Annotated in this window: 28 protein-coding genes; 21 read left to right on the plus strand and 7 right to left on the minus strand. The window is 72.2% G+C overall.

Annotation, left to right across the window (positions count from 1 at the left end; all coding sequences use genetic code 11):
• Positions 1–22: 22 nt before the first annotated feature.
• The 18 genes from OG472_RS36620 to OG472_RS36705 all read left to right on the plus strand — a co-directional run bounded on the left by OG472_RS36620 (position 23) and on the right by OG472_RS36705 (position 13658).
• Positions 23–1462, plus strand: a complete 1440-nt coding sequence (locus OG472_RS36620) for a DUF2637 domain-containing protein (protein ID WP_405942518.1) — start codon at positions 23–25, stop codon at positions 1460–1462.
• A gap of 158 nt (positions 1463–1620) precedes the next feature.
• Positions 1621–1836, plus strand: a complete 216-nt coding sequence (locus OG472_RS36625; protein ID WP_405942519.1) for a hypothetical protein — start codon at positions 1621–1623, stop codon at positions 1834–1836.
• A complete protein-coding gene (locus OG472_RS36630; RefSeq protein ID WP_405942520.1) occupies positions 1833–2351 on the plus strand; it encodes a hypothetical protein in 519 nt (172 codons plus the stop codon). Before OG472_RS36625 ends, OG472_RS36630 begins: the two co-directional genes overlap by 4 nt.
• The gene (locus OG472_RS36635; RefSeq protein WP_405942521.1) at positions 2348–2842 is read left to right on the plus strand and encodes a hypothetical protein; all 495 of its coding nucleotides are present in this window, start codon (positions 2348–2350) and stop codon (positions 2840–2842) included. The genes OG472_RS36630 and OG472_RS36635 overlap by 4 nt, the downstream gene beginning before the upstream one ends.
• A gap of 161 nt (positions 2843–3003) precedes the next feature.
• Entirely contained in the window at positions 3004–5379 is a 2376-nt protein-coding gene (locus tag OG472_RS36640; protein ID WP_405942522.1) for an FtsK/SpoIIIE domain-containing protein, read from the plus strand.
• A gap of 101 nt (positions 5380–5480) precedes the next feature.
• A complete protein-coding gene (locus OG472_RS36645; protein ID WP_405942523.1) occupies positions 5481–5828 on the plus strand; it encodes a hypothetical protein in 348 nt (115 codons plus the stop codon).
• Between the two features lie 56 nt (positions 5829–5884).
• Positions 5885–6097, plus strand: a complete 213-nt coding sequence (locus OG472_RS36650; RefSeq protein ID WP_405942524.1) for a hypothetical protein — start codon at positions 5885–5887, stop codon at positions 6095–6097.
• Between the two features lie 354 nt (positions 6098–6451).
• On the plus strand, positions 6452–6826 hold the full coding sequence (locus tag OG472_RS36655; RefSeq protein WP_405942525.1) for a hypothetical protein: 375 nt from the start codon (positions 6452–6454) through the stop codon (positions 6824–6826).
• Positions 6823–7338 carry a hypothetical protein gene (locus OG472_RS36660; RefSeq protein WP_405942526.1) on the plus strand — a complete coding sequence of 172 codons (516 nt, stop codon included), beginning with the start codon at positions 6823–6825 and terminating at the stop codon, positions 7336–7338. The genes OG472_RS36655 and OG472_RS36660 overlap by 4 nt, the downstream gene beginning before the upstream one ends.
• Positions 7335–7664, plus strand: coding sequence for a hypothetical protein (locus OG472_RS36665; protein ID WP_405942527.1), 330 nt, complete (start codon positions 7335–7337; stop codon positions 7662–7664). Before OG472_RS36660 ends, OG472_RS36665 begins: the two co-directional genes overlap by 4 nt.
• Positions 7665–7722: 58 nt before the next feature.
• Positions 7723–8193: a hypothetical protein gene (locus OG472_RS36670; protein WP_405942528.1), complete on the plus strand. Its 471-nt coding sequence runs from the start codon at positions 7723–7725 to the stop codon at positions 8191–8193.
• Positions 8190–8465, plus strand: a complete 276-nt coding sequence (locus OG472_RS36675; RefSeq protein WP_405942529.1) for a hypothetical protein — start codon at positions 8190–8192, stop codon at positions 8463–8465. Before OG472_RS36670 ends, OG472_RS36675 begins: the two co-directional genes overlap by 4 nt.
• 119 nt (positions 8466–8584) lie before the next feature.
• Positions 8585–9004 (plus strand): hypothetical protein, encoded by a 420-nt coding sequence (locus OG472_RS36680; RefSeq protein ID WP_405942530.1) that lies wholly within the window; start codon positions 8585–8587, stop codon positions 9002–9004.
• A 433-nt stretch (positions 9005–9437) separates the two neighbouring features.
• Positions 9438–10655 carry a tyrosine-type recombinase/integrase gene (locus tag OG472_RS36685; protein ID WP_405942531.1) on the plus strand — a complete coding sequence of 406 codons (1218 nt, stop codon included), beginning with the start codon at positions 9438–9440 and terminating at the stop codon, positions 10653–10655.
• Complete coding sequence (locus OG472_RS36690) at positions 10652–11260, plus strand: hypothetical protein (protein ID WP_405942532.1); 609 nt, start codon at positions 10652–10654, stop codon at positions 11258–11260. The genes OG472_RS36685 and OG472_RS36690 overlap by 4 nt, the downstream gene beginning before the upstream one ends.
• A complete protein-coding gene (locus OG472_RS36695) occupies positions 11260–12042 on the plus strand; it encodes a hypothetical protein (protein ID WP_405942533.1) in 783 nt (260 codons plus the stop codon). The genes OG472_RS36690 and OG472_RS36695 overlap by 1 nt, the downstream gene beginning before the upstream one ends.
• Positions 12039–12701 (plus strand): hypothetical protein, encoded by a 663-nt coding sequence (locus tag OG472_RS36700; protein ID WP_405942534.1) that lies wholly within the window; start codon positions 12039–12041, stop codon positions 12699–12701. The genes OG472_RS36695 and OG472_RS36700 overlap by 4 nt, the downstream gene beginning before the upstream one ends.
• A gap of 9 nt (positions 12702–12710) precedes the next feature.
• Positions 12711–13658: a hypothetical protein gene (locus OG472_RS36705; protein ID WP_405942535.1), complete on the plus strand. Its 948-nt coding sequence runs from the start codon at positions 12711–12713 to the stop codon at positions 13656–13658.
• On the opposite strand, the gene OG472_RS36710 is transcribed toward OG472_RS36705, so the two are convergent.
• Positions 13659–13937: a hypothetical protein gene (locus OG472_RS36710; protein WP_405942536.1), complete on the minus strand. Its 279-nt coding sequence runs from the start codon at positions 13935–13937 to the stop codon at positions 13659–13661. It lies immediately after the preceding gene.
• 46 nt (positions 13938–13983) lie between these two features.
• Between OG472_RS36710 and OG472_RS36715 the strand changes: the two genes are divergently transcribed.
• The 3 genes from OG472_RS36715 to OG472_RS36725 all read left to right on the plus strand — a co-directional run bounded on the left by OG472_RS36715 (position 13984) and on the right by OG472_RS36725 (position 15656).
• Positions 13984–14808: a DNA cytosine methyltransferase gene (locus OG472_RS36715; RefSeq protein WP_405942537.1), complete on the plus strand. Its 825-nt coding sequence runs from the start codon at positions 13984–13986 to the stop codon at positions 14806–14808.
• Positions 14769–14990, plus strand: a complete 222-nt coding sequence (locus OG472_RS36720) for a hypothetical protein (RefSeq protein WP_405942538.1) — start codon at positions 14769–14771, stop codon at positions 14988–14990. The genes OG472_RS36715 and OG472_RS36720 overlap by 40 nt, the downstream gene beginning before the upstream one ends.
• A 162-nt stretch (positions 14991–15152) precedes the next feature.
• Positions 15153–15656 (plus strand): hypothetical protein, encoded by a 504-nt coding sequence (locus OG472_RS36725; protein ID WP_405942539.1) that lies wholly within the window; start codon positions 15153–15155, stop codon positions 15654–15656.
• Here the strand turns inward: OG472_RS36725 and OG472_RS36730 are convergent.
• The 6 genes from OG472_RS36730 to OG472_RS36755 form a co-directional block, all read right to left on the minus strand.
• Positions 15653–17113 carry a hypothetical protein gene (locus tag OG472_RS36730; RefSeq protein WP_405942540.1) on the minus strand — a complete coding sequence of 487 codons (1461 nt, stop codon included), beginning with the start codon at positions 17111–17113 and terminating at the stop codon, positions 15653–15655. The genes OG472_RS36725 and OG472_RS36730 overlap by 4 nt on opposite strands.
• A gap of 130 nt (positions 17114–17243) precedes the next feature.
• Positions 17244–17537, minus strand: coding sequence for a hypothetical protein (locus tag OG472_RS36735; protein WP_405942541.1), 294 nt, complete (start codon positions 17535–17537; stop codon positions 17244–17246).
• Positions 17538–18022: 485 nt separating this feature from the next.
• A complete protein-coding gene (locus OG472_RS36740) occupies positions 18023–18472 on the minus strand; it encodes a hypothetical protein (RefSeq protein WP_405942542.1) in 450 nt (149 codons plus the stop codon).
• A 270-nt stretch (positions 18473–18742) separates the two neighbouring features.
• Entirely contained in the window at positions 18743–19048 is a 306-nt protein-coding gene (locus tag OG472_RS36745) for a hypothetical protein (protein ID WP_405942543.1), read from the minus strand.
• A gap of 523 nt (positions 19049–19571) precedes the next feature.
• Positions 19572–20087, minus strand: coding sequence for a hypothetical protein (locus tag OG472_RS36750; RefSeq protein ID WP_405942544.1), 516 nt, complete (start codon positions 20085–20087; stop codon positions 19572–19574).
• Positions 20088–20160: 73 nt separating this feature from the next.
• Positions 20161–21453: a hypothetical protein gene (locus OG472_RS36755; RefSeq protein WP_405942545.1), complete on the minus strand. Its 1293-nt coding sequence runs from the start codon at positions 21451–21453 to the stop codon at positions 20161–20163.
• Between the last annotated feature and the right edge of the window lie 217 nt (positions 21454–21670).

A 21670-nucleotide genomic window follows, 5' to 3' on the forward strand; every position in this document is an offset into this window, starting at 1 on the left:
CAAGCCCCCTGGAGAAAGCCAGATGAACAGTCCCTCGCCCCCGGGCGCCCGAGACCTCCGAAACCTTCCCCGGCCCCTGCTCTACCTCGGCGGGCTGGTCGTCTTCGGAGCGGTGATCATCGCCGCTATCGGGTTCGCCGGGTCGTACACCGCCGTGCGGGACCTCGCCGAAAGGAAGGGGTTCGGCAGCTTCGCCCGGGCGTTCCCCGTCGGGATTGACGCGGGGATCGTCGTACTCCTCGCCCTGGACCTGCTCCTGACCTGGCTCCGCATCCCCTACCCGCTGCTCCGGCAGACGGCATGGTTTCTGACCGCAGCGACGATCGCATTCAACGGGGCCGCGGCCTGGCCCGACCTCCTCGGCGTCGGCATGCACGCCGTAATGCCCGTCCTGTTCGTGGTCACGGTCGAGGCCGCCCGGCACGCGGTGGGGCGTCTCGCCGACATCACCGCCGACAAGCACATGGAGGGCGTGCGGCTGGTGCGCTGGCTGCTCTCCCCGGTCCCCACCTTCAAGCTCTGGCGCCGCATGAAGCTGTGGGAGCTGCGCAGCTACGAACGGGCCGTCGGGATGGAACAGGACCGGCTGATCTACCAGGCCCGTCTCGAAGCCCGGTACGGGCGGCGCTGGCGGCGCAAGGCGCCGGTCGAACTCCTGATGCCGCTCCGCCTGGCCAAGCTCGGCGTCCCCCTCCAACTGGAGGGTGACGCCATCCCGTCCCCCGACCCCATGGCGAACACCGGCTTGGCGGCCGACCCCGACCCCGACCAGATCCCGGCTCTGGAACCGGCCCCGGCCGACCCCGACCCCGACCTGATCGGGGGGCCGACCAACGACCCCGACCAGGCACCCGACTTCCCGTTGGTCGGGGGGCCGCTCCCGACCCCGACCTACCCCGACCCCGACCTGACCGGGGAGGCCGACCAGGCCCCCGACCTGACCCCGACCAAGGCCCCCGACTTCGCGTTGGTCGGGGCCCCGACCAATACCCCGACCTACACCGTGACCAGCAGTGGTTACCCCGACCCCGACGTGATCGGGGGGCCGCTCCCGACCCCGACCAGCACCCCCGACCTGACCCCGACCAACGCCCCCGACTTCGCGTTCGTCGGGGCCCCGACCCCGACCCCGACCAACACCCCGATCAACCCCGACCCCGACGAGATCGGGGCCCCGGCCCTGACCCCGACGCCGGTCGTCGTACCGGCCGCACAGTCCCCGACCAAGCGGCGCCAGATCACCGCGCCCGTCCCCCCGACCAAGCCCACGCCGCCCCCGAAGTCGGGGAGCCGACGCACCCGCGCCGAACTCCTCGACCTCGTGAAGCAACTCGACCCCGACCGGCAGACGCTCAGCCCGAACCGCGTCTCGGGCGAGCTCGGCGTCTCGTGGAAGACGGCCCGCGCGCTCCTGGAGGAGCTCGGGCGTCTGCCCGATCCCGAGCCCGCGCCGGGCGAGTAGCCACCGAAGGAAGCCATGACGAACGAGAAGCACAAGCAGAACGCATGAAGCGGTGCCGGCCAAAGGACCGGCACCGCCCCACTAACCCCCGGGAGGGGGCCCGGGTCACCGACCAAAGCAAGCCGGTGCCCCCTCCCCACACAGAGGTTGAGGACACGATGACAGCCATACCGTTCGAACAGAAATCGCTTCCGCTGCGCACGTGGCTCTCGGCGGCGGCGACCGTGCTCCGCATCTACCGCGCACGCACCCCCGAGGTGGTGCCGGCCGCGTGGGCGCCGGAAGAGATCCACACCGCAACGCCCGGTCAGGACGAGCTGATCGTGCGCGCCGCGCTCATCGCGCGGGGCGTCGCACCCGGGGGGCGGCCGTGACCACGCCCACCCCGGGCAGCTACCCGCCGCCCCCTGCCTACCCGCCCGGCCAGCAGCAGGACCCCGTGGCCTGGCACTCGATCCCCGCACAGCGAGAGCCTGAAGTGCACTACCCCGCCCCGGGCGCTGAGCCCTGGCGGGAGCAGGCCCAGGAGACCGCGCACATGATCGCGGACGCCTTGGCCATCTACATGGCCCCCGAGAAGCAGCGCGAGAAGCGCTTCGACTTCTCGTGGATCGGCCGAATGACCAGCTCAAAGCACGGACGGACCGCGATCATCGCGGCCGTGTCCTCGGCGCCGCTGGTCGGCGTGGCCGTCGCCGAGTACCAGGCCGCCACCCACGCCAACCCGCTCGGCCTGGTCGCCCTCGCCGGTCTCTTCGCCCTCGGAACGCACGGCTACTTCCACAACGCCCTGACCCGCTGGGCCCTGTGGGGCGTCGCCCTGTCCCCGCTCTACTCCATCCCGGCCTCTCTGGCCCTGCTCACCGCCACCGTTGGGAGTTCCTCGTGAAGACGGCAACGCTCGGAATGTTCACCGTCGGCCTGCTCGTCTTCGTCGTACGGATCGCCTGGTGGTGGTTCAAGTCGTCCAAGGGGTCCCGGAAGATCAAGGACCTGGCGTCCTTCGCGCTCGCGTCGGTCTCTTTCGGGCTGGCCGGTGCCTGCGCGGGCGGGATCATCGGGACCATCATCGGGTGGGCCCGCGACGGCATCGGCTGGGCCGGTGACCAGGCCCTCAAGTCCGGCACAGGGTCACAGGCTGTAAGCGTCTCGCGGGCCGCCGACTATGGCGTGCTCACCCCGTTCGGAGCCGTGATCATGCTCGTGGTCGTCGCCATCACGATCGTGTGGTTCAAGTCCGCAGTGGGCCCCCTCAAGAAGGAAATCGGGTGGGGCGGCGTCTCCGGGGTCGGCCTCGGCCCGTTCGTCGGGGCCGCGCTCATGGTCCCGATCGTCAACGGCATCGGCGCCAGCACCATTCAGGCCTGGTTCTTCGCTTAAGCGCCTGAACTGGGATGTAACCGCGTAACCGGTGTAGCCGAGGGCCCCGTATCGGCGGGTTACGAGCCGTAACCCGCCTGCGGGGACCCCTCGGTTACGGGTTACGGGTTACGCCCGCCGCCCCCAGGACGACCCCGAGACGCCCCAAGAAGGTGCCCAAGATGAGTGCCGAAGTGACCCCCTACGAAGGCGAATACGTGTGGGGCGAGTTCGTCGAGGACGATGCCCCGAGTGCCGGCGCACCGGAACCGCCCGACGGACCCGCCACCCACCGCCGCCCCTCCCGAATGTCGCAGACCGTCACCACCGCCGCCCGGGCCGTCGCAGGGCTGACCGGCCCCGGATACGCCAACCTGTGGCACGTCGCCGTGCACACGATCTCCGGCGGCCACAAGTCCGACGACGAGTTCCGCCGGGCCCTGGTGAAGATCCAGTTCGACCAGTACCAGCAGCAGCGCACCGAAGCGCAGACCGGTCTCACCGAGGCGGAGAAGCGCCTCGCGGACCTCATGTCCACGGCCGCGACGACCGGCCTCAACCAAGACCAGAAGATCGCGGTGCACCAGGCCCGCGACGAAGTACGGCGCCGCCAGGCCGGGCTTACCGCCCTGCGCGCCCAGCCGTTCGAGCCGGTCCAGCCGACCGCCGACCAGATCACCCGGGCCCGACGGGTCAGCGGCGCGAAGCGGTTCGTGTTCGCCGCCGTAGCAGTCACCGCGGCCGGGGTCGCCGTCGTCATCCAGGCCCCGCTCGCCGCACTCGCCGCACTGCCCGTCTCGGCCGTCGGGGCCTGGTGGCTCACCCGCCACCCGATCCCCCTCACACAGCGGGAGATCCCCGAGGCGCTGCGCCTGCCCGAACTCGGGCCCGGCGTCACTGCCACCGTGCCCGGACAGGCACCCGACCCGACCGCCGTGCACGAGACGTACGACCCCTCCAAGGTCTCCGACGAAGCTGTCGAGTTCACCCGTGCCCTGTACGCAACGAAGCTGATCAAGCCGGTGAAGGTGGGGGAGGGAGACAACGCGCAGACCCTGTTCCCGCACGCCACCATCGAAGGCCCCGTCGTACGCGACGAACTCGGCTGGTCCGCCGTGATGGTGCTGCCGTCGGGGATGGACCTCGACGCCGAAGCGGTCATGAAAAAGCGCGTCAAGGTCGCCGCCGAAATGAGCGTGGACGAGTCCCTGCTCATCCTGGAGCGGGTCCCCCCGAGTGCCGGCGGCCACGCCCGCATGATCCGCGTCTCCAAGTTCGTCGTGGACCCGTTCGCGGTCAGCCGCCCGTCCCCGCTGATCGGGCAGACCGAACCCCTCGACCTGTGGGAGATCGGCGCGCCGGTCGCGTTCGGGCCGCGCGGCGACGTGGTGTTCATCCCCCTGCGGGACATCGCCCTTCTGCTGGGCGGCGCCTCCCGCTCCGGTAAGGGCGTCGCCATCGCCGCACTCATCTGCGCGGCAGCCCTCGACCCCCGCGTCCGTTTCCGCATCATCGACGGCAAGGGCTCCGGCGAGCACAACCGCTCCGCCCGCCTCGCCGCGACGTTCTTCAAGCACTCGCCGGAGCGGCTCCTGGCGCTCCTGCTCATCTACAAGGAGGAGATGGACCGCAGGCACGCCCGCCTGTCCGACCTCGGCCGCAGCAAGCTCGACGCCGACCTGCTCCACGAAATGCCCGTCGAAGTCGTCGTCGTTGACGAGCTGTACCCGTACACCACGCACAAGAAGCTCGGCGCGAAGATCCTCCGCCTGCTGATCCTCCTCGGGTCCCAGGGCCTCGACGTCGGGATCATCCTCGTGATGGCCACACAGACCCCCATGGTCGAAGTGGTGCCCCGGCTCCTGCGCAACAACGTGGGCGGCCGGTGGGGCATGCGCACCGACGACGCGACCAGCTCGAACACGATCCTCGGAGACGGTCGGGCTGGACAGGGCTTCGACGCCTCCAAGATCAGCGACGAGACCCGGGGCGTCGGCTGGCTCGCCCTCGGCGGCATCCCCCGCAAGGTCCGCTCCTGCCACACCACCGACGCGGAGTTCGCCGCGATCATGGCTGTGGGCTACGCCCTCCGCCAGGCCGCCGGAGCCCTCCCCGGGCAGCGCTTCGACCCGATCGAGGAAGCCCTCCTCCAGCTCACCGGGATCTCCACCGCCGCAGGCGGCGCCGGAGGCTACGGCAACGCGGAAGGCGGCACCTACACCGCCGCCCAGGACGACGACACCGACGACGACTTCGACCCGTACGCCGCCGACGAAGACGGCGACGACGAAGCCCCCGAGGTCACCATCACCAACATGCGCGAGATCGTCGCCCTGATCCTCTCGCTCTACCCGGCCGACGCCGACCGCGCGCACCTCGCGGACATCGCCGACCGCCTCAACGCCGACGGGACCCACGGCGACGACTGGGACGCCGTGGCCGTCGGTGACGCCCTCCGCAACGCGGGAGTCACCGTCAAGCCGGTCCGCGTGAACAAGATCCCCGGCAAGGGGGTGTTCTTCGCCGAGCTGCACGCCGTCCTCGGCGACGCGAACTGACCCGGCGGCCCGGGGGACCTTCCCCCGGGCCGCCCCAACCGGCAACAGGCAACCGCCGGGAACCACTCGCGCAGGCCTGCACGGTGATGCACCCTCACCTCATGACCGCGCACCCCATCACCGCCGCCCAGGCCGCCGCTCTCCTGCGCCAGATCGCCCAGGCGACCGAGGACCCGAACCGCGCCTACGCGTACCCCGCCGAGGCCGCGGCGACCGCCGAAGCCCTCGCGGAAGCGGCCGACCAGCTCCGCGCGGCCAGCAAGCGCCTCGACCGCTACGTCCGCGCCCACCGGCACAGCGACGACTGGCGGTCCACCGACCGCGAGACCCCGCGCCACTGGACCGACGAAGCCGCCGTTCAGGCCGAGAACGCGACCCACCACGCCCGCCAGACCCAGGCCCGCCTCAGCAACACCGCCGAGGCGCTCCGCCACCTCGCCCCCAACTAGTCCCGGCCGTGCGCCCTTCGGTGCCGGCCACGAGGCCGACACTGAAGGAGAACCCGATGCCGACCGGAGCTTCCGTACGCCGCAAGGCCAGCCGCGCCATCGTGTGCACCGGCAAGAAGCCGTTCGCCAGCGAGGCCGCCGCGAAGGCCGCCGCGCACGGCATGGCCGCCCGCGAGCCCTACCTCCAGCGCCGCACCGCCTACCCGTGCCCGTACGCCCACGGCGGGCACTGGCACATCGGCCGCAAGCTCGGCCGGGACAACCGCTGATGACCCTCACCACCCCCGAGGCCCTGGCGAAGGCCCACTCCGCGAGCCCGGTCCTGGCCGCGCTGTCCGTCTCGCACCTCCACAGATCCACGGAGATACCCCAGTGAACGGATTACCCGGCCCTTCCGGCCGCTGCCCCACCTGCACGGCCGTGTTGCCCGGCACTCCCGGGACCCCCGCACCCGACCACCACGACGGTTCCGGCGCCGACTGCGCCGGGGGAGACCTGGAGCCCTTAAGACCCCAGCCCGGCCGCCACCCGGCGGCCGGGCGCATCACCCTCTCCGCCCGCCAGCCGAACCTCTCGGCTGGCGGGCGGAGTCGTTCCCGCACCCACACGAAGGAGACGTAGAGATGACCACCGACAGCGAGAGCGGAACGGCGGCACAGCTCGCCCGCGACGCCGACACCGATTTGCAGCTCCTCAACCGGACCGTCGCCGACCACGGATACGCGTACACGGGCGACGTGTACGACGTTCTCGGCGCACTCGCCTCGCTCGGCTCCAAGCTCGTCCAGGCCACCGAGGAAGCCGCCGCGGCCCTGGTCCGCATGGAGGCCCGCGGAGCCGTCGGCGTCTCCAGCGAGGAGACCGCCACCCCGCGCGAGGTCGTCACCGTCGCCGCCCGGTCCCTCGCGCACGCCACCGTCGCCGCCGAGCAGCTCCGGACCCGCCTCGCCGAAGCCCAGTCCACCATCCGCAACCTCACCACGGAGACCGCGCAGTGACCCGCTGGATCGAAGACTCTTCGCTCGACGCCCCCGACGGTCACCACTGGGCCCGGCCTGCGCCGGACGACTGCCCGAACTGCCCGTGCCACACCGCCCGCACCTGCCAGGCCGCAGGCTGGGCCTTCGCCCACCGGCCGACGCACCAGGACGGAACCCCCTACACCGAGCCGTGCCCGTGCGAGCGGAAAGCGGAGGAGGTCGGGCCCGAAGCGCGGACGGTCGTCATCGAGTTGGACGGCATTCTCGAGAACGTGCCGGCGGAGCTCCACCGGTCTGGGTTCGCCGCCGGGCGGATGCTCACCGAGCCCGTCTTCGCCGGACACTCCGCGATCCATGGCGACGCGCCGGGCCCGCTCCGCATGGGCCTGCACCGCCCGACCGAGGAGGACGATCCCCGGCACGTCGTCGTGGACGACCGCGGGGAACGGTGGGTGATGGGCGCCACGTCGATGCGCGCCACGATCACCTACCGGATCACCGGCTTCTGGGCGACCGGGGAGGCCCGGTGATCGCCCCGGCCGTCCTCTGCGAGACGGACGGGTGCAAAGGCCTGTACGTGTGGGAGGGCCTCGGCGACATCCTGCCCCAGGCTCAAGCCGTCGGCTGGACCCGCAGCGGTTCCACCGACACCTGTCCGGCCTGCAACCTGACCGATCTCCCGTTGCCCGGCGTCACCGCCGACCGGTGCGTCTTCTGCGGCGGCGAGACCTGGGCCGCCGACGACGCCGACAGGTGCCGCGCCTGCAAGCAGGTCCAGCCCGTCACGTACGACGAAAGCGAGTGGCCCGGCGACTGCGACGAGGACGACGGGCCCCATCCCGAGCCGGACGCCTGAATCCCCGCGCCCCCTGCCCACCCCGGGCAGGGGGATCTCTTCGTGAAGGGACAAGATCATGAACCGCTTACGCCGCACCATGACGGCCGCCCTCGCCCTGGCGGCCGTCCTCGCGGCCACCGGAGCCGAACAGGGCGGCTGTGCCCCGGCCACCGACGACAAGGGCCGCGTCACGGGCGACCGGGGGAGCGCCTGCCTGTTCGTGCCGCACATCCCGTTCGTGGAGGCGGGACGCCTGACCGGCCGCGTCGATCAGACCTGCTACGAGGCGGTGCTGGAGTCCACGGTGACGGTCACCTTGGAGAAGAAGACCCCCGGCGGCTGGCAGGAGGTCGCCCGCGAGCAGTACGCGAAAGCGCCCGCCCTGCGGGTGACGAAATCGCGGACCGTCACCACGGCGTGCGTGCCCGGCGCGTACCGTACGAGGTACTACGCCACCGTGCAGGCCCTCAAGGAGCCGGACGGGATGGCCGACAAGGGCGGCGCGTTCACCGGCCCCCAGGTGATCGGGAAGGAGCAGTGCCCGTGAGCGACGAGGCTTACGCGTGGACCGAGCGCGGCGGACACCGCACGGTCGTCCACCAGGGCCCCGCGGACCCGGCCCCCGCCGGGAGTACCGCCGTGCCGCTGCTGGCGGTCACCCTCGGCCGTACGACCCACCAGTGCCCCGGCGGCTGGTGCGCTGTCCGGCACGATCTCCTGCGCCGCGTCCACAACGCCCGCGTGATCGCCCTCGGATGGGTCGGCCTCCGCTGGGGCCGCACCGGCCTGGAGCGCCGCCGCCCCGCCCTGTGGGGATGACCCCCTGATTCTCGAATGCCCCCGCCGGATGCCGGCGGGGGCATTCGTGTTTCCGGGACCGGATCGGCGACACGGCCACGGTGCTCCGTCCTGGCCCGGAGCAGCCCGACACTGGCGCCATGTCCAAGCCTGAGAATCGACGTTGGCGTTCCATCGACCAGTGGTTCGCCTCCGAGGGCCTGACCGCGAACGGCCGCCCTCGCACAGCTCCTGACCGGCAGGTGGTCGCCTGGGAGCACCCTGTGCCCTACCAGCGCGAGGAGATCCGCGCGAGCGTCGCGGAGTCGGTGACGTACCCGTCCGTCCTGCACGCCATCCAGGCCGCGGGGGAGCCGGGCATCACCCCGTCGGATCTCGCCGCCCAGGGCCTGGGGGAAGAGTTCGAGGTGCTCCAGATCCTCGCCGAACACATCGCCCTGGGGCACGTGGAGAGCGCCCCCCGGAGCATCCGCGCGCGCCCGCGCTACGTGGTCACCGCGTCCGGCGAGCGGTGGCTGGCTGGCCTCGAAGGCCAGGGGGGCGCCGGAACGGGCCCGTGAATCCGTGCACACGATGCCGTGACCATGACACCCTGAATGGGGATATACCTCACAGGAGGTGTCACATCATGGCAAGTTGCTGCGAAACGGACGACTGCGCCGGGTGTGCGTGCTGCCGCCCCTACGCGCCCCGCTTCTCCCGCCCCGCTGCCCGCCCGGCACCGGCCCGCACCGCCGACCACCCATGCAAGCCGGTGCCGGCCGCACGCCCCGAAGTCCGCCAGGCCGCCCTCGCCTCGATCCGCGCGAACCTCCAACAGCGCCGCGAGGAAGCCGCCCGCGCCCGCAACTACCGCACCCGCTAGCCGCTCCGGCGAGCCGCACCATCCGGGACCGCCCCCGGGTGGTGTCATGATCGGGTACGCCGCTGGCTGGTGGGCCGGGCATGTGCGCAGGTGAGACGCCGCGCGCACTGGCCTGGGTGAGATGCCGGATGGTGAGAGGACGCAAGGGCTGGCGGCCCGGCGACGACGAACTGCTGCGCGGGACCGCGTTCGCCGCGTACAAGTCCTACCTTGAGCGGCGCTTCCCCCAACCGGAGCGCTCGTCAGCACACCCCTACGTCGGGGTGGTCCGGCAGTGGCTGACGTACTGCGAGGGCCAGAACACCGACCCGCTCACCGAGGCGACCGCCGCCCACGTCGAACGGTTCTGCACCCAGGCCCGCACCCACGCCCCGGGCCGCTCGTCGGGGATGCCATCCGCCCGGTACTCGGAGATGCGATCCAAGGCCGTGCGGTCGTTCAGCCGGTGGGCGGTCGAGGCAGGCCTGGCCTGGTCGGACCCCACCGAGCACGCCAAGGTCGCCCGCACCGACCGTGCCCGGGGCGTGGACGGCCGCACCCTCACCCCCGCCGACCTTCTCGCCCTCACCCGCGCCGCCCGTACCAATCCGCTGGACCTGGCGGTGCTCCTGGTCCTCGCCGACACCGGCATCCGCCCCATTGAGGCCCGGCGCCTGCGGCTCGGCGACTACCACCCCCGCGACGCACGCGGCCCCATCATCCGTGTGAAGGGACGCGGCCGGGGCCCCGGCACCACCGGGACCGCCCTGCGCGAGCCGATGGCCGTCCGCCGCCTCACCGAGGGCGCCGCCGAGGCCCTCGACAACGCGCTGCGCTACGGGCAGGCCGTCGCCCCGGCCCGTACGCGGGACGGCTGGGTGCCGCTCCTGAGGGTCCGGACTCGCGCGCACGGCGAGCTCGTCCCGCTCACCGAAGACCGCCTCGCACTGCTGGTGCGCCGCCTCACCACCGTGGCGGGGATTGGCCCCGTCGCCGCCCACGACTTCCGCCGGACCTGGGTCCGGACCGGCCTCGCCTGCGGGTACAGCCCGCAGGAGATCCGCCAGGAGATCGGGCACCGTTCCGTCCTCACCACCTTGCGGTACTGCTCCGACGGTCCCCGCCTGCCGCTGTCCCCGCACGCGGGCCGCATCCGCGAGGAGGCGGGCGACCACGTCGCCTACGCGATCAGCCTGTACCGCCACCTCCACGGCGGCGCCCCTCTCGGTGCGAAGGCCGACCGGCTCCGGGTACAGACCGCCGAGCAGGCCGAGCAGGCACGCCAGCTTCGCGAGTACGCCGACCTGCGCCGAGCCGCCGCGGAGATGGCCGAGGAGCTGGCCCGGCTCAAGGCGGCCACCCCGTGACCGCCCCCACGAAGCCGGTGCCGGCGGTACCGGGGTGTCCCGTCTGCATCCACTCCCGGCGCCTGGCCATCGAGGAGGCCCTCACCTCCGGCCTGATGGGCGTCACCGCGACCGCCGCCGCCTATCGGGTCCGCCCGGCCGACCTGCGCGCCCACATCCGCGAGCGGCCCGACGAGCTCGCCGCCCCCGGGGAGGACGACCTCGCCGACCTCGACACCCCCGCCCACTCCCGGAGCCTGGTCGCGGTCGCCGTCGCCGAGGCGCTGGAAACCCTCGACGCCTGCCCGGCCACCGCGCGCACCACCTCCGCCCGCACCCGGGCCGTGGAAGCCCTCACCCGGGCCGCCGAACTCCACGCCCGCACGACAGGCGCCCTGACCCCGCCACCGCCCGCCGAGACCGTCGTGCAGATCGTCGGCACGCCCGCCTGGCGCGGGATCGTCGCCATCCTCGACGAGCTGTTCGCCGCCGACCCCGAAGCCCGCCTCGCCTACGCCGAGCGGCTCCAGGAACTCGCCGAAGGCGCCCTCGCCCAGCCCCCGCCACCGCCCCCGCACACGCGGGCCCTGCCGCCCGTGATCCGCGCGGCGGAAGGCGGCCGGTGATGGACGACCTGACCGCGTTCCGCGCCGCTGTGGACCCCTCGGTGCTCGCCGCCGCTGCGGGCTACCAGTTCGACCCGTGGCAACGGGAAGTCGCCGTGCACGCCACCGCGCCCGGCTCGCGGCTCCTGGTCGCGGCGGGGCGCCAGGTCGGCAAGAGCACCTGCCAGGCCGTATTGGGCGTGTGGTTCGCCCTGTACCGCCCGCAGTACGACGTGATCGTTGCGGCCCCGGCCGTGCACCAGTCCACCGCCCTGATCACCACCATGCGGAAAATCTGCCGCCGCGCGGACGTACCCCTTGCCCGCGACGCGGCGACCTCCCTCGAACTCGCCGAGTCCGGAGGGAAGATCCGGGCAGTGCCGGCGGGAGTGGGAGCCCGCGGCTACACCGCCGGACTCCTCATCACCGACGAGTCCGCGTTCATCTCAGACTCCGCCGTCTCCGAAGCCCTCGCCCCGACCCTCGCGGCCGTCCCCGGCGGCGGCGCATGGGTCGCTACCAGCTCACCCAACGGTGAGCGCGGCTGGTGGTGGGACGCCTGGGCCAACGGCGGCGACTCCTACCAGCGGTGGCACGTCCCGTGGAACATGTGCCCCCGCCTGTCGCAGGACTTCGTGGAGCACTACCGGCGCACCCGGCCCCGGCACGTCTTCGCCCAGGAATTCGAAGCCGACTTCGTGTCGTCGTCGCGCGGCATCTGGGCGCCCGCCCTCATCGACTCCATGTTCGTGGACGACGACGAGCTGCCCTTCGAACTGCCCCTCATGCGGGAGGCAGCGTGAAGGTCATCAGCCTTGGCCTCGACATCGGGCAGGCCCGAGACCGCACGGTCCTCGCCGGACTCGTACCCCACGGCCGCCGCAACCCGGCCCGGACACTGCCCCGCTGGACCCTCGCCCTGTCCGCCGCCGCCCGCCCGGGCACCCGGTACGCCGACGTCGCCACCTGGGTCTGCGACACGATCACCGACCTGTCCGGCGCCGGGTGGGAGGCGGTCCTCACCCTGGACCGGGGAGGCATCGGCCGCGCCGTACACGAGCGCATCACCGACCAGGCGCCGCCCTGCGACGTCCTCGCCGTTCACGCCCACGGCGGGCAGAAGATCACCGGCTCGTGGGAGGAGGGCTTCGGCGTGCCCAAGGGCGGCCCGCACGGACTCGTCACCTGCCTGCATGCCCTCATCGAGCAGAAGGCCGTCACGGTGCCGGCCGCGCTCGACGACTCCGCGGCCCTCCGCGACGAGCTCACCGCCTACGCCTTCCACACCAGCCCGACCGGCCGCACCCAGTACCGGGCGGCGGGCACCGCCTCGGACGACCGCGTAAGCGCCCTCCAGCTCGCCGCTTGGACCGGCGAATACGTGTGGGCCCATGCCGCCGAACAGCGCGGTCTCACCCCGCCCCGCACCGCCCCCCGCGTCTACAGCCCAGACCAGCCGTAGGAGACCTTCGTGCCCACCACCGCGCCCGTGCGCCGGTACGTGATCGTCGCCGACATCGGCGGCACCGGCCGGTACGGCGGGATCATCACCGCCGCCCTGTACCGGCCGCCCGGCGAGAAGTTCGACGTGCTCTTCGTCGCCGACCTGGACGACGTGCCCGACGACACCACCGGCAAGGAGTACGGGGCCCGCCTCGCCCGCACGATCACCGCCCTCGCGCACGACGTGCCGCTGCACCTCTACATCGGCGTGACCACGGCAGGCGCCAGCCTCGCCGAAGAGGTCGTCGTACCCACCCTGCGGACGCTCCTCGACCAGGCCGCGGCGGTCGCCGAGACCCGCGGGGACAACAGCAACGCCCGCAGGCTCCGCCGCAAGGTCACCGCCCACACGTACGCGGTCGATGTCGGCCCCGCAGCAGCCGAAGCCCGGTACCGGATCTCCCTGCACCGCCGCATCGGGGGAGTGACCGCCCGCATCGAACTGGGCCGGATCAAGGTGTCCGGCCAGCACCGCCTCGCCCCCGACCTCCGCCGCGAACTCGCGTCCTACGACCCCACGAAGCGGGTCAACGAGTACGGCGAAGACATGTGGGGCGGCTCCCGCTTCGAGGGCCTCCTGGTCGCCCTCACGGTCGCCGACCACATGGCCAACACCTCGCGCATCGCCCGCGTCTTCTTCCCCCGCGGCCGAGTCGGTGCCGGCGCCCACTACGAGGAAGTCACCCGCGCCACCCCCGCCCGGCTCCAGCCCCCGCACGGAGCCGGGTACGTCACCCTGACCGGCGGCATCTCCGGCACCGCCCCCGCCCTGCGCGCCGAAGCCTCCGCGATGGCCAGCTACCAGCCGCCCACCGGCCGCACCGTGTTCGCCGTGACCACCGACCAGCGGTTCAGTGACGCCATGGAGGACTACCTCGACCGGCGCGGGCACGGCAGCCTCGGAGGCGGCCGGTGATCAGAACAGCGGCAACGGCTCCCCGCCACCGGCCCGGGCGGAACGACGGATCACCTTCAGCGCCAACTCCAGTTGAAGGGCCTTCGCGGACGGCAGCCGTACGCGCTGCGCCGACCCCGCGCACAGCACGAGTTCGCCGTGCCCGGTGGTCCGCTTGTGGTCCACGACCCGGCCCCACCCGGGTACCGCGATGGGCGCCAGGGCGACCTCACGGCCGCACCCCGGCAGAGACGACGGGCACGGGACCCGAGGCAAAGCGTGCGTCTTGGGCGTCTTCATACCCTCAGTGTGGGGTCAAGTCGCCTATGTGTGCAGGGGGCTTCGGATGACCGGCCCCCTACGCCTCGGGTCCCTGTGCTCGGGCCTCGGCGGCCTCGACATCGCCGCCGAGGAGTTCTTCGGGGCCCGCCTTGCCTGGTACGCCGACAACGACCCCGCCGCCCGCCAAGTCCTCGCACACCACTGGCCCGACGCCACCGGCCACGGCGACATCACCACCGTGGACTTCACCACCATGCCGGCGGTGGACATCCTCACCGCCGGGATCCCCTGTCAGCCCCACTCAGTCGCCGGACCCCGCCGCGGAGAGGAAGACCACCGTGACCTCTGGCCAGCTACACGAGACGCCCTTCGCGCACTGGGACACCCGTTCCTCGTCATGGAGAACGTGCCCGGCTGGGCCCGAGACCTGCCCCGCGTGGTCGGGGACCTGGCCCACCTCGGGTATCGCGTCGTCTGGGGCCGTATGGGCTCGTACCGAATCGGCACTCCCCACCAGCGCACTCGTCTGTGGCTGTGCGCCCAACACGAACAGCCGCCTGCCCACCCCCCCCGCGCCTCCGAGAACGAAGCCCGATCACGCAAGAGGACCCCCTCGGCAGCGATGGGCGGCTCGGGACAGACCGGCGGCCGTCACGGCAAGCACCTGGCGGCGGAACTCCTGGGGATGCTCGAACCACCGATCTCCCCGGAGCCGCCGACTACGCCGACGCCCTCGCCACCGCCTCCGGCCCGGCCTGGCCCCACGGGGTCCACCCGGGCGAGTACGCGCAGGCCCTCACGCACTGGGCGCGCTGCACCGGGCGGCCGATGCCCTGGCCAACTGACCCTGTGGACGGACGACCCAGCCCCGCCGCCCTCGAATGGATGATGGCCCTGCCCGACGGCTGGACCGACCTCCCCGGCATCGGCCCCAAGGCCCGCCGCAGGCTCCTGGGGAACGCCGTCTGCCCCGCCCAGGCGTACGCCGCGCTCGCCGTCCTCGTCCCGCGCCTGCACGAAGGCGCACCCGGCGCCGCGCCCACCCTGGACACCTCAGGGCCGTACGGGTGATCACCTGCCCGAACACCTCGTGCCGGGCCTGCGGTTGGCCGATACACCGGACACCGCTGACCCTCGGATCTTTCGGTGGGGCCCCTGGTACCCGGCCCCGCTCGCACGAGGTATGCAGCGCCCGCGCCTGACCGGCGTACTGACCGAATTCGACAAGGTCCCGTGAAGTACGCCGGGCAGGGCCAGCCCGACCACGCCCAGGAGTCCCTCGTGCCGCTGATGCCCGGCCCCGAGTACGTCGAGCAGGACCCCCGGCTCTTCGCGTGCTGCGACTGCGGGCAAGGCGTCCACGCCCCCGCCCGGGCTGGAAACGGCAAGATCGTGATGCGCGGCTCGAAACGCCCCCGAGGCTGGCGGCAGTGCGGCCACTGCGCCCGCAACCCCGACCCGCTCCACGACCTCCTCACCGCACGGTGCCGGCCACTGGCCGCCGCCCTCGCCATCGAATCCGGCCTCACCCTCGCCCAGGTCCACGCCCGCCCGTACTGGGACTCCGGCACCGCCAAGGCCCCCACGCTGCCCACCGACCCACCACAGGCGGCCCGGTGGGCACACATCCCCACCGATCACCTCGACCAGATCGCCCTCGCCTGTGCGGACATCGTGCACGGCCGTATCGCGGCCGCGACCGGGACACCCCTGCACGAGCTGCTCGTTGCCCTCTAGCGGGCCGCCTCCTCCGCCACCGGGACGGCCGGGGCGAGCCGCCTCTCCATCGCCAGGAGCGTCCGCTCCGTCCGGGCCGCCGCACCCAGAACGAGGCGCATCCCCTCCGCCAGCGACCGCACATCACCCGCGACGCCTGACACCTGCGAGGACACCCCGCCCACCTCGTTGGCCAAGTCGCCCATCTGCGCCCGCAGCCCGGACACGTCCACCGCCGTGCGCTCCTGCGCCGACTCGATCACCGGAAGCAGCTTCGCCGTGTGCTGCACATCGGCGTGCATGTCCACCAGGGCGCCGCGGATGTCGTCCATGATCGCCCGCACCGCCGCGGACAGTTCCGACACCACCACGCTCACCCGGTCCGCGACCGCCTCCGGTACGTCCCCGAGCGCCCGCAGCACCGCCAGCTCCGCAGTCAGCCGGTCCCCGAGATCCCGCAGCCGCTCCAGCGCCTTCTCGCCGTCCACCTCGGCCCGAATCTCCTCCGCCTGCGCCGACAGATGCGCGAGCACCTCCCCGATCCCCGGGACGGCCGCCACCAGGTGCCCGATATCCCCGGACTGCGCCGCCAGCACGGCGCCCAGCTCCCGCCCCGACTCGCGCACCGCATCTACGACACCTTCCACGTGCCGGCGCTGCTCCTCGCCGAGTTCACCCAGCCCGGCCTCGACCGCATCGCGCACCGCCGCCGTGTCTCCGGCCGCCCGCTGCTGCCCGGCCGCGAGCCCGTCGAGAACCTGGCGCTGCTCCACCTGCCCCGCCGCGAGATCCTCCAGAGCCGCCCCCGTACGCCCCGCCGCATCCGCGACCGCGCCCAGTACCTCCCGCTGCTCCTCCCGGCCGAGCACCACCATGCCCAACACTTCGCCCTGCCCGGCCGCCAGCGACTCCACCCCGCCCAGCAGACCGGCCTTCGCCTCCGCCAGGGCCTCCCGGTGCTCCGCCTGCCCGGCCGCGACCTCGCCGAAGGCCTCCTCGTGCTGCGCCAACAGCTCACCCCGCAGCGCCTCCAGCACCGTGACGATCTCGCCCAGCCCACCGGACTGCGCGACCGTCACCGCCTCCACGGCCGCCAGCAGTCCCGCCGCAGCCTCCCCGAGCGCCTCGTCCTGCTCCTGGTGCCCCGCGCGAACCGCCGCGAGGAGCTGCTCCGCAGCCCGGGCGACAGCGTTCTCGAGAACGTGCCGGCCAGCAGCCACCCCTTCGGCGACGTCGCCCACCGCGCCCAGGACCGCGCGGTGCGCGTCCGCGACGCCCTGACCGATTCGGTCCATCTGCCCGCCCAGGGACGACAGGTGACCGTCGATCACCCCGGCGTCCCGCGCGACGGCCGCCCGCACGGTGTCCACGGCGCTCTGCACGGCCTCGATCGCCTGCCCGTGCCGGGGGAGCACACCCTCGATCGCGTCGAGCCGGTCATCAGGGTGGACACGGCGGGGATCGTACGGCTGCGACATGGCGCACCTCCGGGGGAGTCGAGCACTCAACCCCGCGATCATCCCGACCCGTTCGAGCCCTGCCCCCCGCACCACGCCGAACACGACGATGCCCCCGCCGAAGCAGGGGCAGAGCGTCAGGGGCAGCCGGTCACATCAGGTCCTTCGGGACCGGCCTGCCCACGGTCAGCACCGGGGGAACGGACTCCGGAACGTACACGTACGGCACGGTGAACTCCCGTGCGCCAACCGTCATGGGGTACCAGAAGACGAGTTCGCCGTCTCCGCCCCCGCGGAGGTTCCCGATCAGCGGGTGCTCCTCCAGCTCGCCGCGCAGCCGCTCCAACGCGTCTGCCACCTCGGGCCCCATCATGGCGGCTTCCTTGGCTGCCTCGTTCAGGATCACTGCGACGACGGCAGGACGAGCGTGTTCGTGGTCGGTCATGGTCATCTCTTTCAGAAAGTAAGGGGTTTTGGTACACCCCTCCTCCTGTGCTGTCGCCGAGAGACCCGGCAGGCGCGTAAGCCTGCGTGACCATGGCGCCGCCCTTGGGCGGCTCGGGTCTCACGGATTGCAGGACAGCTACGGCGGGGCAGGCCCCGCGTGGAGGGAGGGTATCCCGATCGCGAAATTCAGCACTTTTGCTCCTGAGTTGTCCGGCTGTAGGTAGCTGGGTGTGTATGTGGGTGAGTGTGTATACGTGTGTTTCGGAAGTGTCAGAGAGTGTCTTAAGTCATCAATGCCGGACGCCACGGACGCTACCCGCGCCGCCCGCGCCGCAGTCCCGAAAATGCACTTACCGCTCGCACATTCGCTCGGGAGAGTGAAGGAAGTCAGGGTTCCGTTTTGTCTCGGGTATATGCACGTGGCTCACCGTGGCCGGTCAACGCTACGGAGATCAGATGCCGTTGCGGTTCGCGGCGAAGCGCTTAGAGGATCCGGCCGTCGCACACGCGCAAGGCCTCGGCCTTGGCCTTGCGGAAGGAGTCCTCGGCGGCGGCCCGGTCCGTACCCGCCACGTCCACGTGCACCCCGCCCCGGCCCAGTGGGACCACACGGCTCTCTGCGGGGAACGTGGACCAGTCCGCCTCGAACTCCCACGTCCACCTGCCCGACACGGGCACGTCGAGCAGCAACTCCCCGTCGACCGAGAACGTCGCGTATCCGATCCACGTTTGCGCGTACCGGGGGAGGCGATCCCATACCGGTCCCGTCCAGCCGTCCATGGCCGTCACGGTCGCCGCCTGGTCCAGCGCGGTCTCGGTGGCGATGGCCTCGGCGTGGTCGATGTTCCACGCGGCGCTGATCGCCTCGGCGTCCTCGCGGCGCGAGCACGGAACCGGGATGCCGTCGCAGTCGGCCACGAACACGGAGCGCATGGCCGGACGGTACGCGGCCCCGTACGAGCCCCCGAGACGCCACGCCGTCACCCGGACGGGCCCCGGCGGGAACACCCGGGCGTATCCCCGGCGCTGGCCCTGGTGGTGATCACCTCAGGGTGGACGCCTGAGGTACGGAGGCAGCGGCACCGCGTACGGGCGCCGGTCTCGCCATAGCTACCCCGGCGCCCACCCACCCGAGACCACCGCGCCCGGGCACCACTGCGCCCCGCTCGGCACGATGCCGGCGGGGCGCAGGGCGGGAGTTGGTCAGGCCTTCAAGGGGCGTCCCCAGCAGATCCTCACCGCGCACCCCGCGTACACGCCGATAGCGGCGAGCGCCGTCACCGGCAACCGGCCCTTAGGGTTTGCCGTCCCCGGTGCAGCGGCGACCGCCGCGACCTGCGCGCGGCCGATGGCAACCTCGGGCACCACCTCGGGCGTGACGACGAGCCCCAGCACCATCACGGCCGTCCCGGCGGAGATCCCCACCGCGTGCGCGGCGGCCGACCGCGACAAGAACAGCGGCCCCCGCTGGGACGACGTGCCCCCGACCTGCACCGCACCGTCTGTCATCCTGTTCTCCGTATCCCCTGGCGAGGCCGCCGCCCGTGAAGCAGTTTGGCCTGTCAGGAAGTACCGGCGGTGGGGGTGTTGAGCACCCCCACCGCCCCACCGCTGCTGCGGCGGGGCGAGCAGCAACGTAACTCAGTCTGGCCCCCTGCGCGAATCCCGCGCACCGCCTCTGACCTGGCCTTTTGCTATATTGGAGCCACATAGACCGGCCGGGCGATCGGCCGGGCGGGAGGAATAGCAGCAGGGTTCGCACATGGATGGTCCGCGAGCCCCTGGCCTGCCGGAACGTGCCGCACGGGCGCCTGCGGGCCCCGCCGTCCCATTGGGTTTTGGCCGGGAACCTGTACGGAATCCGCTCGGGCTCTGCATGGAAACGGGGGAGATCCCGAGCGGAATCCCTCCGCGGAAAAATGCTCGCCCGTTACCAACCTGTTATCTACCGGTCCCTAAGCGGGGCACCCGAGGGTGTGCAGCACCGTGTCGGCGTCTTGCAACGACGGGTTGAGTGTTGCCCGTTCCTGGGCTACGCGTGCACGTAGAGCTTGCCGACCCCGACCTTGCGCATCGCGTCGTCCGTCCCTGTGTCCTGCAACCGGGCACGGTGGTACTCCTGCGTGCGCCGCTCCACCCCCGTGGGCGTCCGGCACGGCACCCCCGGCGGGGCCTCGCACTGGCGGCACGAACCGCTCAGCACCTGCTCGACCAGCGGGGCCACCTTCGCCTGCCACTCCTCAGGAAGGCGGTCGCTGGGCAGGAGTGCCGGCGGAGCGAGCCGCGGCGGCCCGGGTGGCATCTTCACGGCCGCCGCAGCGGCGGCGTGGTCGGCCGCGAACATCTCCACGCGGTGCGGGCCCGCCCACGACGCCAGCAGCAACTCGCCCTCGCGCCAGGTGCGGAGGATGGCTACCTTGCCCGCGAGCGTCTGCCCGCTGGCGACCTTCCCGGCCGCATCGACGTGCACGAGCGTCACCATGTGGTCCGCGTACGGGAAAGCCGGAACCTCGGAGGCCGGGCGCAGGAGGGAGGTGTCGAAGTCCATGTGCCCGACGCTACCGGCCGGGTACGACTGCACCCCGCCGGATTCGGATTGGCGGGGTGCAGTGCTGTCTTCGTCAGGAGGTCGCGGGGCGCTCCGGCCAGCCCTCCACGGCCACCAGGCCGCCGCCGGGCTCGACATGGAGCCCGAGCTGACCGCCGTTCTCCTCCTCGATCTCGGCGGCCTCTTCCTTCGGGGTGGCGGCCGTCGGGTCGGAGGTCGCAGGCTCGGAAGCCTGGTTCAGGGGCACGCTGGCCATGGCACCGCCGCGGGTTCCCCGGGATCGTCCGTACCCCTCGGCGGCCTTGCTCTCCGGCGACCAGCGGCCAGCCTCGTGAAGGTCTTCCCGGCTCGCGCCGTGGCGCTCGGCTGCGGAGTAGCCGCTGGCCCGCCAGCCGTGCGCCGTGAACTTCCGGCCGTTCTCGTCGTACAGGTATCCGGCGGCCTCGACCAGCTCTTGCGTCACGCGGTTGATGGAGGAGCCGGAGTACGAGGCGGTGAGGTTCCCCCACCGGTCCACCCCGCGCACGACGCGGCCTTCCACGATGCCCCGTGCGGCGAGGGCCGCCCTCCACAGGCGCCAGACCTCCACCGGGCACAGCTCGTCGGCGCGGGCCGCGAGCTTGCTGGTGGTGCCGGCGCCCGCCTGGTCGGTCTTGGAGGAGCGGAAGAACACGTCGAGCCCCACCCGGTAGGCGGGCCCGTCCGGAGTGCTGATGCGCTCGGTCACCTCGCGCACGTCCACCAGGTTGAGACGGGCGAGTTCGCTGCGCCGGGTCCACAGGTTCAGCGACCAGACGACGAGCAGCCGGTTACGGAGGCCCACCAGCGTTGCCGGGTCGCAGGCCTCCAGGGCGAGGACGTCGAGCCACTGTTGCGGCTCGTCCATCACGGCCGACTTGCGGGTGCGCCGCCCAGCCTCCGACAGCTCCTTGCCGTGGGCCTTCACGAGCTGCCGGGCCGCGTAGGTCAGTTCGGGCTTGCCCTCGTACCCGTTGAGGGTGTGCACCTTCTTGATCGCGGCGACGGCCTGCCGGAGCGCGGAGACGCCGTACTTCTGCCCGGTCTTCGGGGCGATGGCGTCGGTGAGGGTGCGCACCCACTCCGTCAGCGTCTCGTCCGTCATCGGCAGCGGCACGCGGCCCTGCGATGCGCACCAGGAGACCGTGAGCGTCCACCACCGCTCGTAGGCGCGGAGCGTCTCCGGCGGCACGGTCTGTACGAGCTTCGCGCGGGTCCGCTCGGACAGCTCGAAGTCGCGGTTCGTCCACGCGGGCGCCTCGGCCGGAGTCCACCGAACGGGCCAGGCCAGCGATTCACTCAGCGTCACAGACCGGCCGGATTGGGTGACGATTTCGAGGTCGCCCATTTAGCCCCCTTTGTCGTGCACGGTAATCGGGTGTTACCGCACACGATACCGGCTGGTGTGCGGTAACACCCTGGCTTGGCCGGAACCTTGACGACTCGACACCTTCGGGTCGGCGATCGAACGAGCGTGCACAATCGGCTATTTGATTAAAAGTTCAATGAAACCTCGAGAATGCAGTTCGCGCATGACGACGCCCCCGTACGCGGCGCGTGGCCGG

Origin of the sequence: Streptomyces sp. NBC_00207 (assembly GCF_045160965.1) — a bacterium.
Lineage (GTDB): Bacteria > Actinomycetota > Actinomycetes > Streptomycetales > Streptomycetaceae > Streptomyces.

What these genes read in the sequence shown, in the direction of transcription:
- OG472_RS36710 (WP_405942536.1), bottom strand. Translation starts at nt 13,937, where the DNA reads ATGAAGACGCCCAAGACGCACGCTTTGCCTCGGGTCCCGTGCCCGTCG.
- OG472_RS36745 (WP_405942543.1), bottom strand. Translation starts at nt 19,048, where the DNA reads ATGACAGACGGTGCGGTGCAGGTCGGGGGCACGTCGTCCCAGCGGGGG.
- OG472_RS36735 (WP_405942541.1), bottom strand. Translation starts at nt 17,537, where the DNA reads ATGACCGACCACGAACACGCTCGTCCTGCCGTCGTCGCAGTGATCCTG.
- OG472_RS36730 (WP_405942540.1), bottom strand. Translation starts at nt 17,113, where the DNA reads ATGTCGCAGCCGTACGATCCCCGCCGTGTCCACCCTGATGACCGGCTC.
- OG472_RS36715 (WP_405942537.1), top strand. Translation starts at nt 13,984, where the DNA reads ATGACCGGCCCCCTACGCCTCGGGTCCCTGTGCTCGGGCCTCGGCGGC.
- OG472_RS36680 (WP_405942530.1), top strand. Translation starts at nt 8,585, where the DNA reads ATGTCCAAGCCTGAGAATCGACGTTGGCGTTCCATCGACCAGTGGTTC.
- OG472_RS36640 (WP_405942522.1), top strand. Translation starts at nt 3,004, where the DNA reads ATGAGTGCCGAAGTGACCCCCTACGAAGGCGAATACGTGTGGGGCGAG.
- OG472_RS36755 (WP_405942545.1), bottom strand. Translation starts at nt 21,453, where the DNA reads ATGGGCGACCTCGAAATCGTCACCCAATCCGGCCGGTCTGTGACGCTG.
- OG472_RS36695 (WP_405942533.1), top strand. Translation starts at nt 11,260, where the DNA reads ATGGACGACCTGACCGCGTTCCGCGCCGCTGTGGACCCCTCGGTGCTC.
- OG472_RS36655 (WP_405942525.1), top strand. Translation starts at nt 6,452, where the DNA reads ATGACCACCGACAGCGAGAGCGGAACGGCGGCACAGCTCGCCCGCGAC.
- OG472_RS36620 (WP_405942518.1), top strand. Translation starts at nt 23, where the DNA reads ATGAACAGTCCCTCGCCCCCGGGCGCCCGAGACCTCCGAAACCTTCCC.
- OG472_RS36740 (WP_405942542.1), bottom strand. Translation starts at nt 18,472, where the DNA reads ATGCGCTCCGTGTTCGTGGCCGACTGCGACGGCATCCCGGTTCCGTGC.
- OG472_RS36645 (WP_405942523.1), top strand. Translation starts at nt 5,481, where the DNA reads ATGACCGCGCACCCCATCACCGCCGCCCAGGCCGCCGCTCTCCTGCGC.
- OG472_RS36750 (WP_405942544.1), bottom strand. Translation starts at nt 20,087, where the DNA reads ATGGACTTCGACACCTCCCTCCTGCGCCCGGCCTCCGAGGTTCCGGCT.
- OG472_RS36670 (WP_405942528.1), top strand. Translation starts at nt 7,723, where the DNA reads ATGAACCGCTTACGCCGCACCATGACGGCCGCCCTCGCCCTGGCGGCC.
- OG472_RS36625 (WP_405942519.1), top strand. Translation starts at nt 1,621, where the DNA reads ATGACAGCCATACCGTTCGAACAGAAATCGCTTCCGCTGCGCACGTGG.
- OG472_RS36650 (WP_405942524.1), top strand. Translation starts at nt 5,885, where the DNA reads ATGCCGACCGGAGCTTCCGTACGCCGCAAGGCCAGCCGCGCCATCGTG.
- OG472_RS36685 (WP_405942531.1), top strand. Translation starts at nt 9,438, where the DNA reads ATGGTGAGAGGACGCAAGGGCTGGCGGCCCGGCGACGACGAACTGCTG.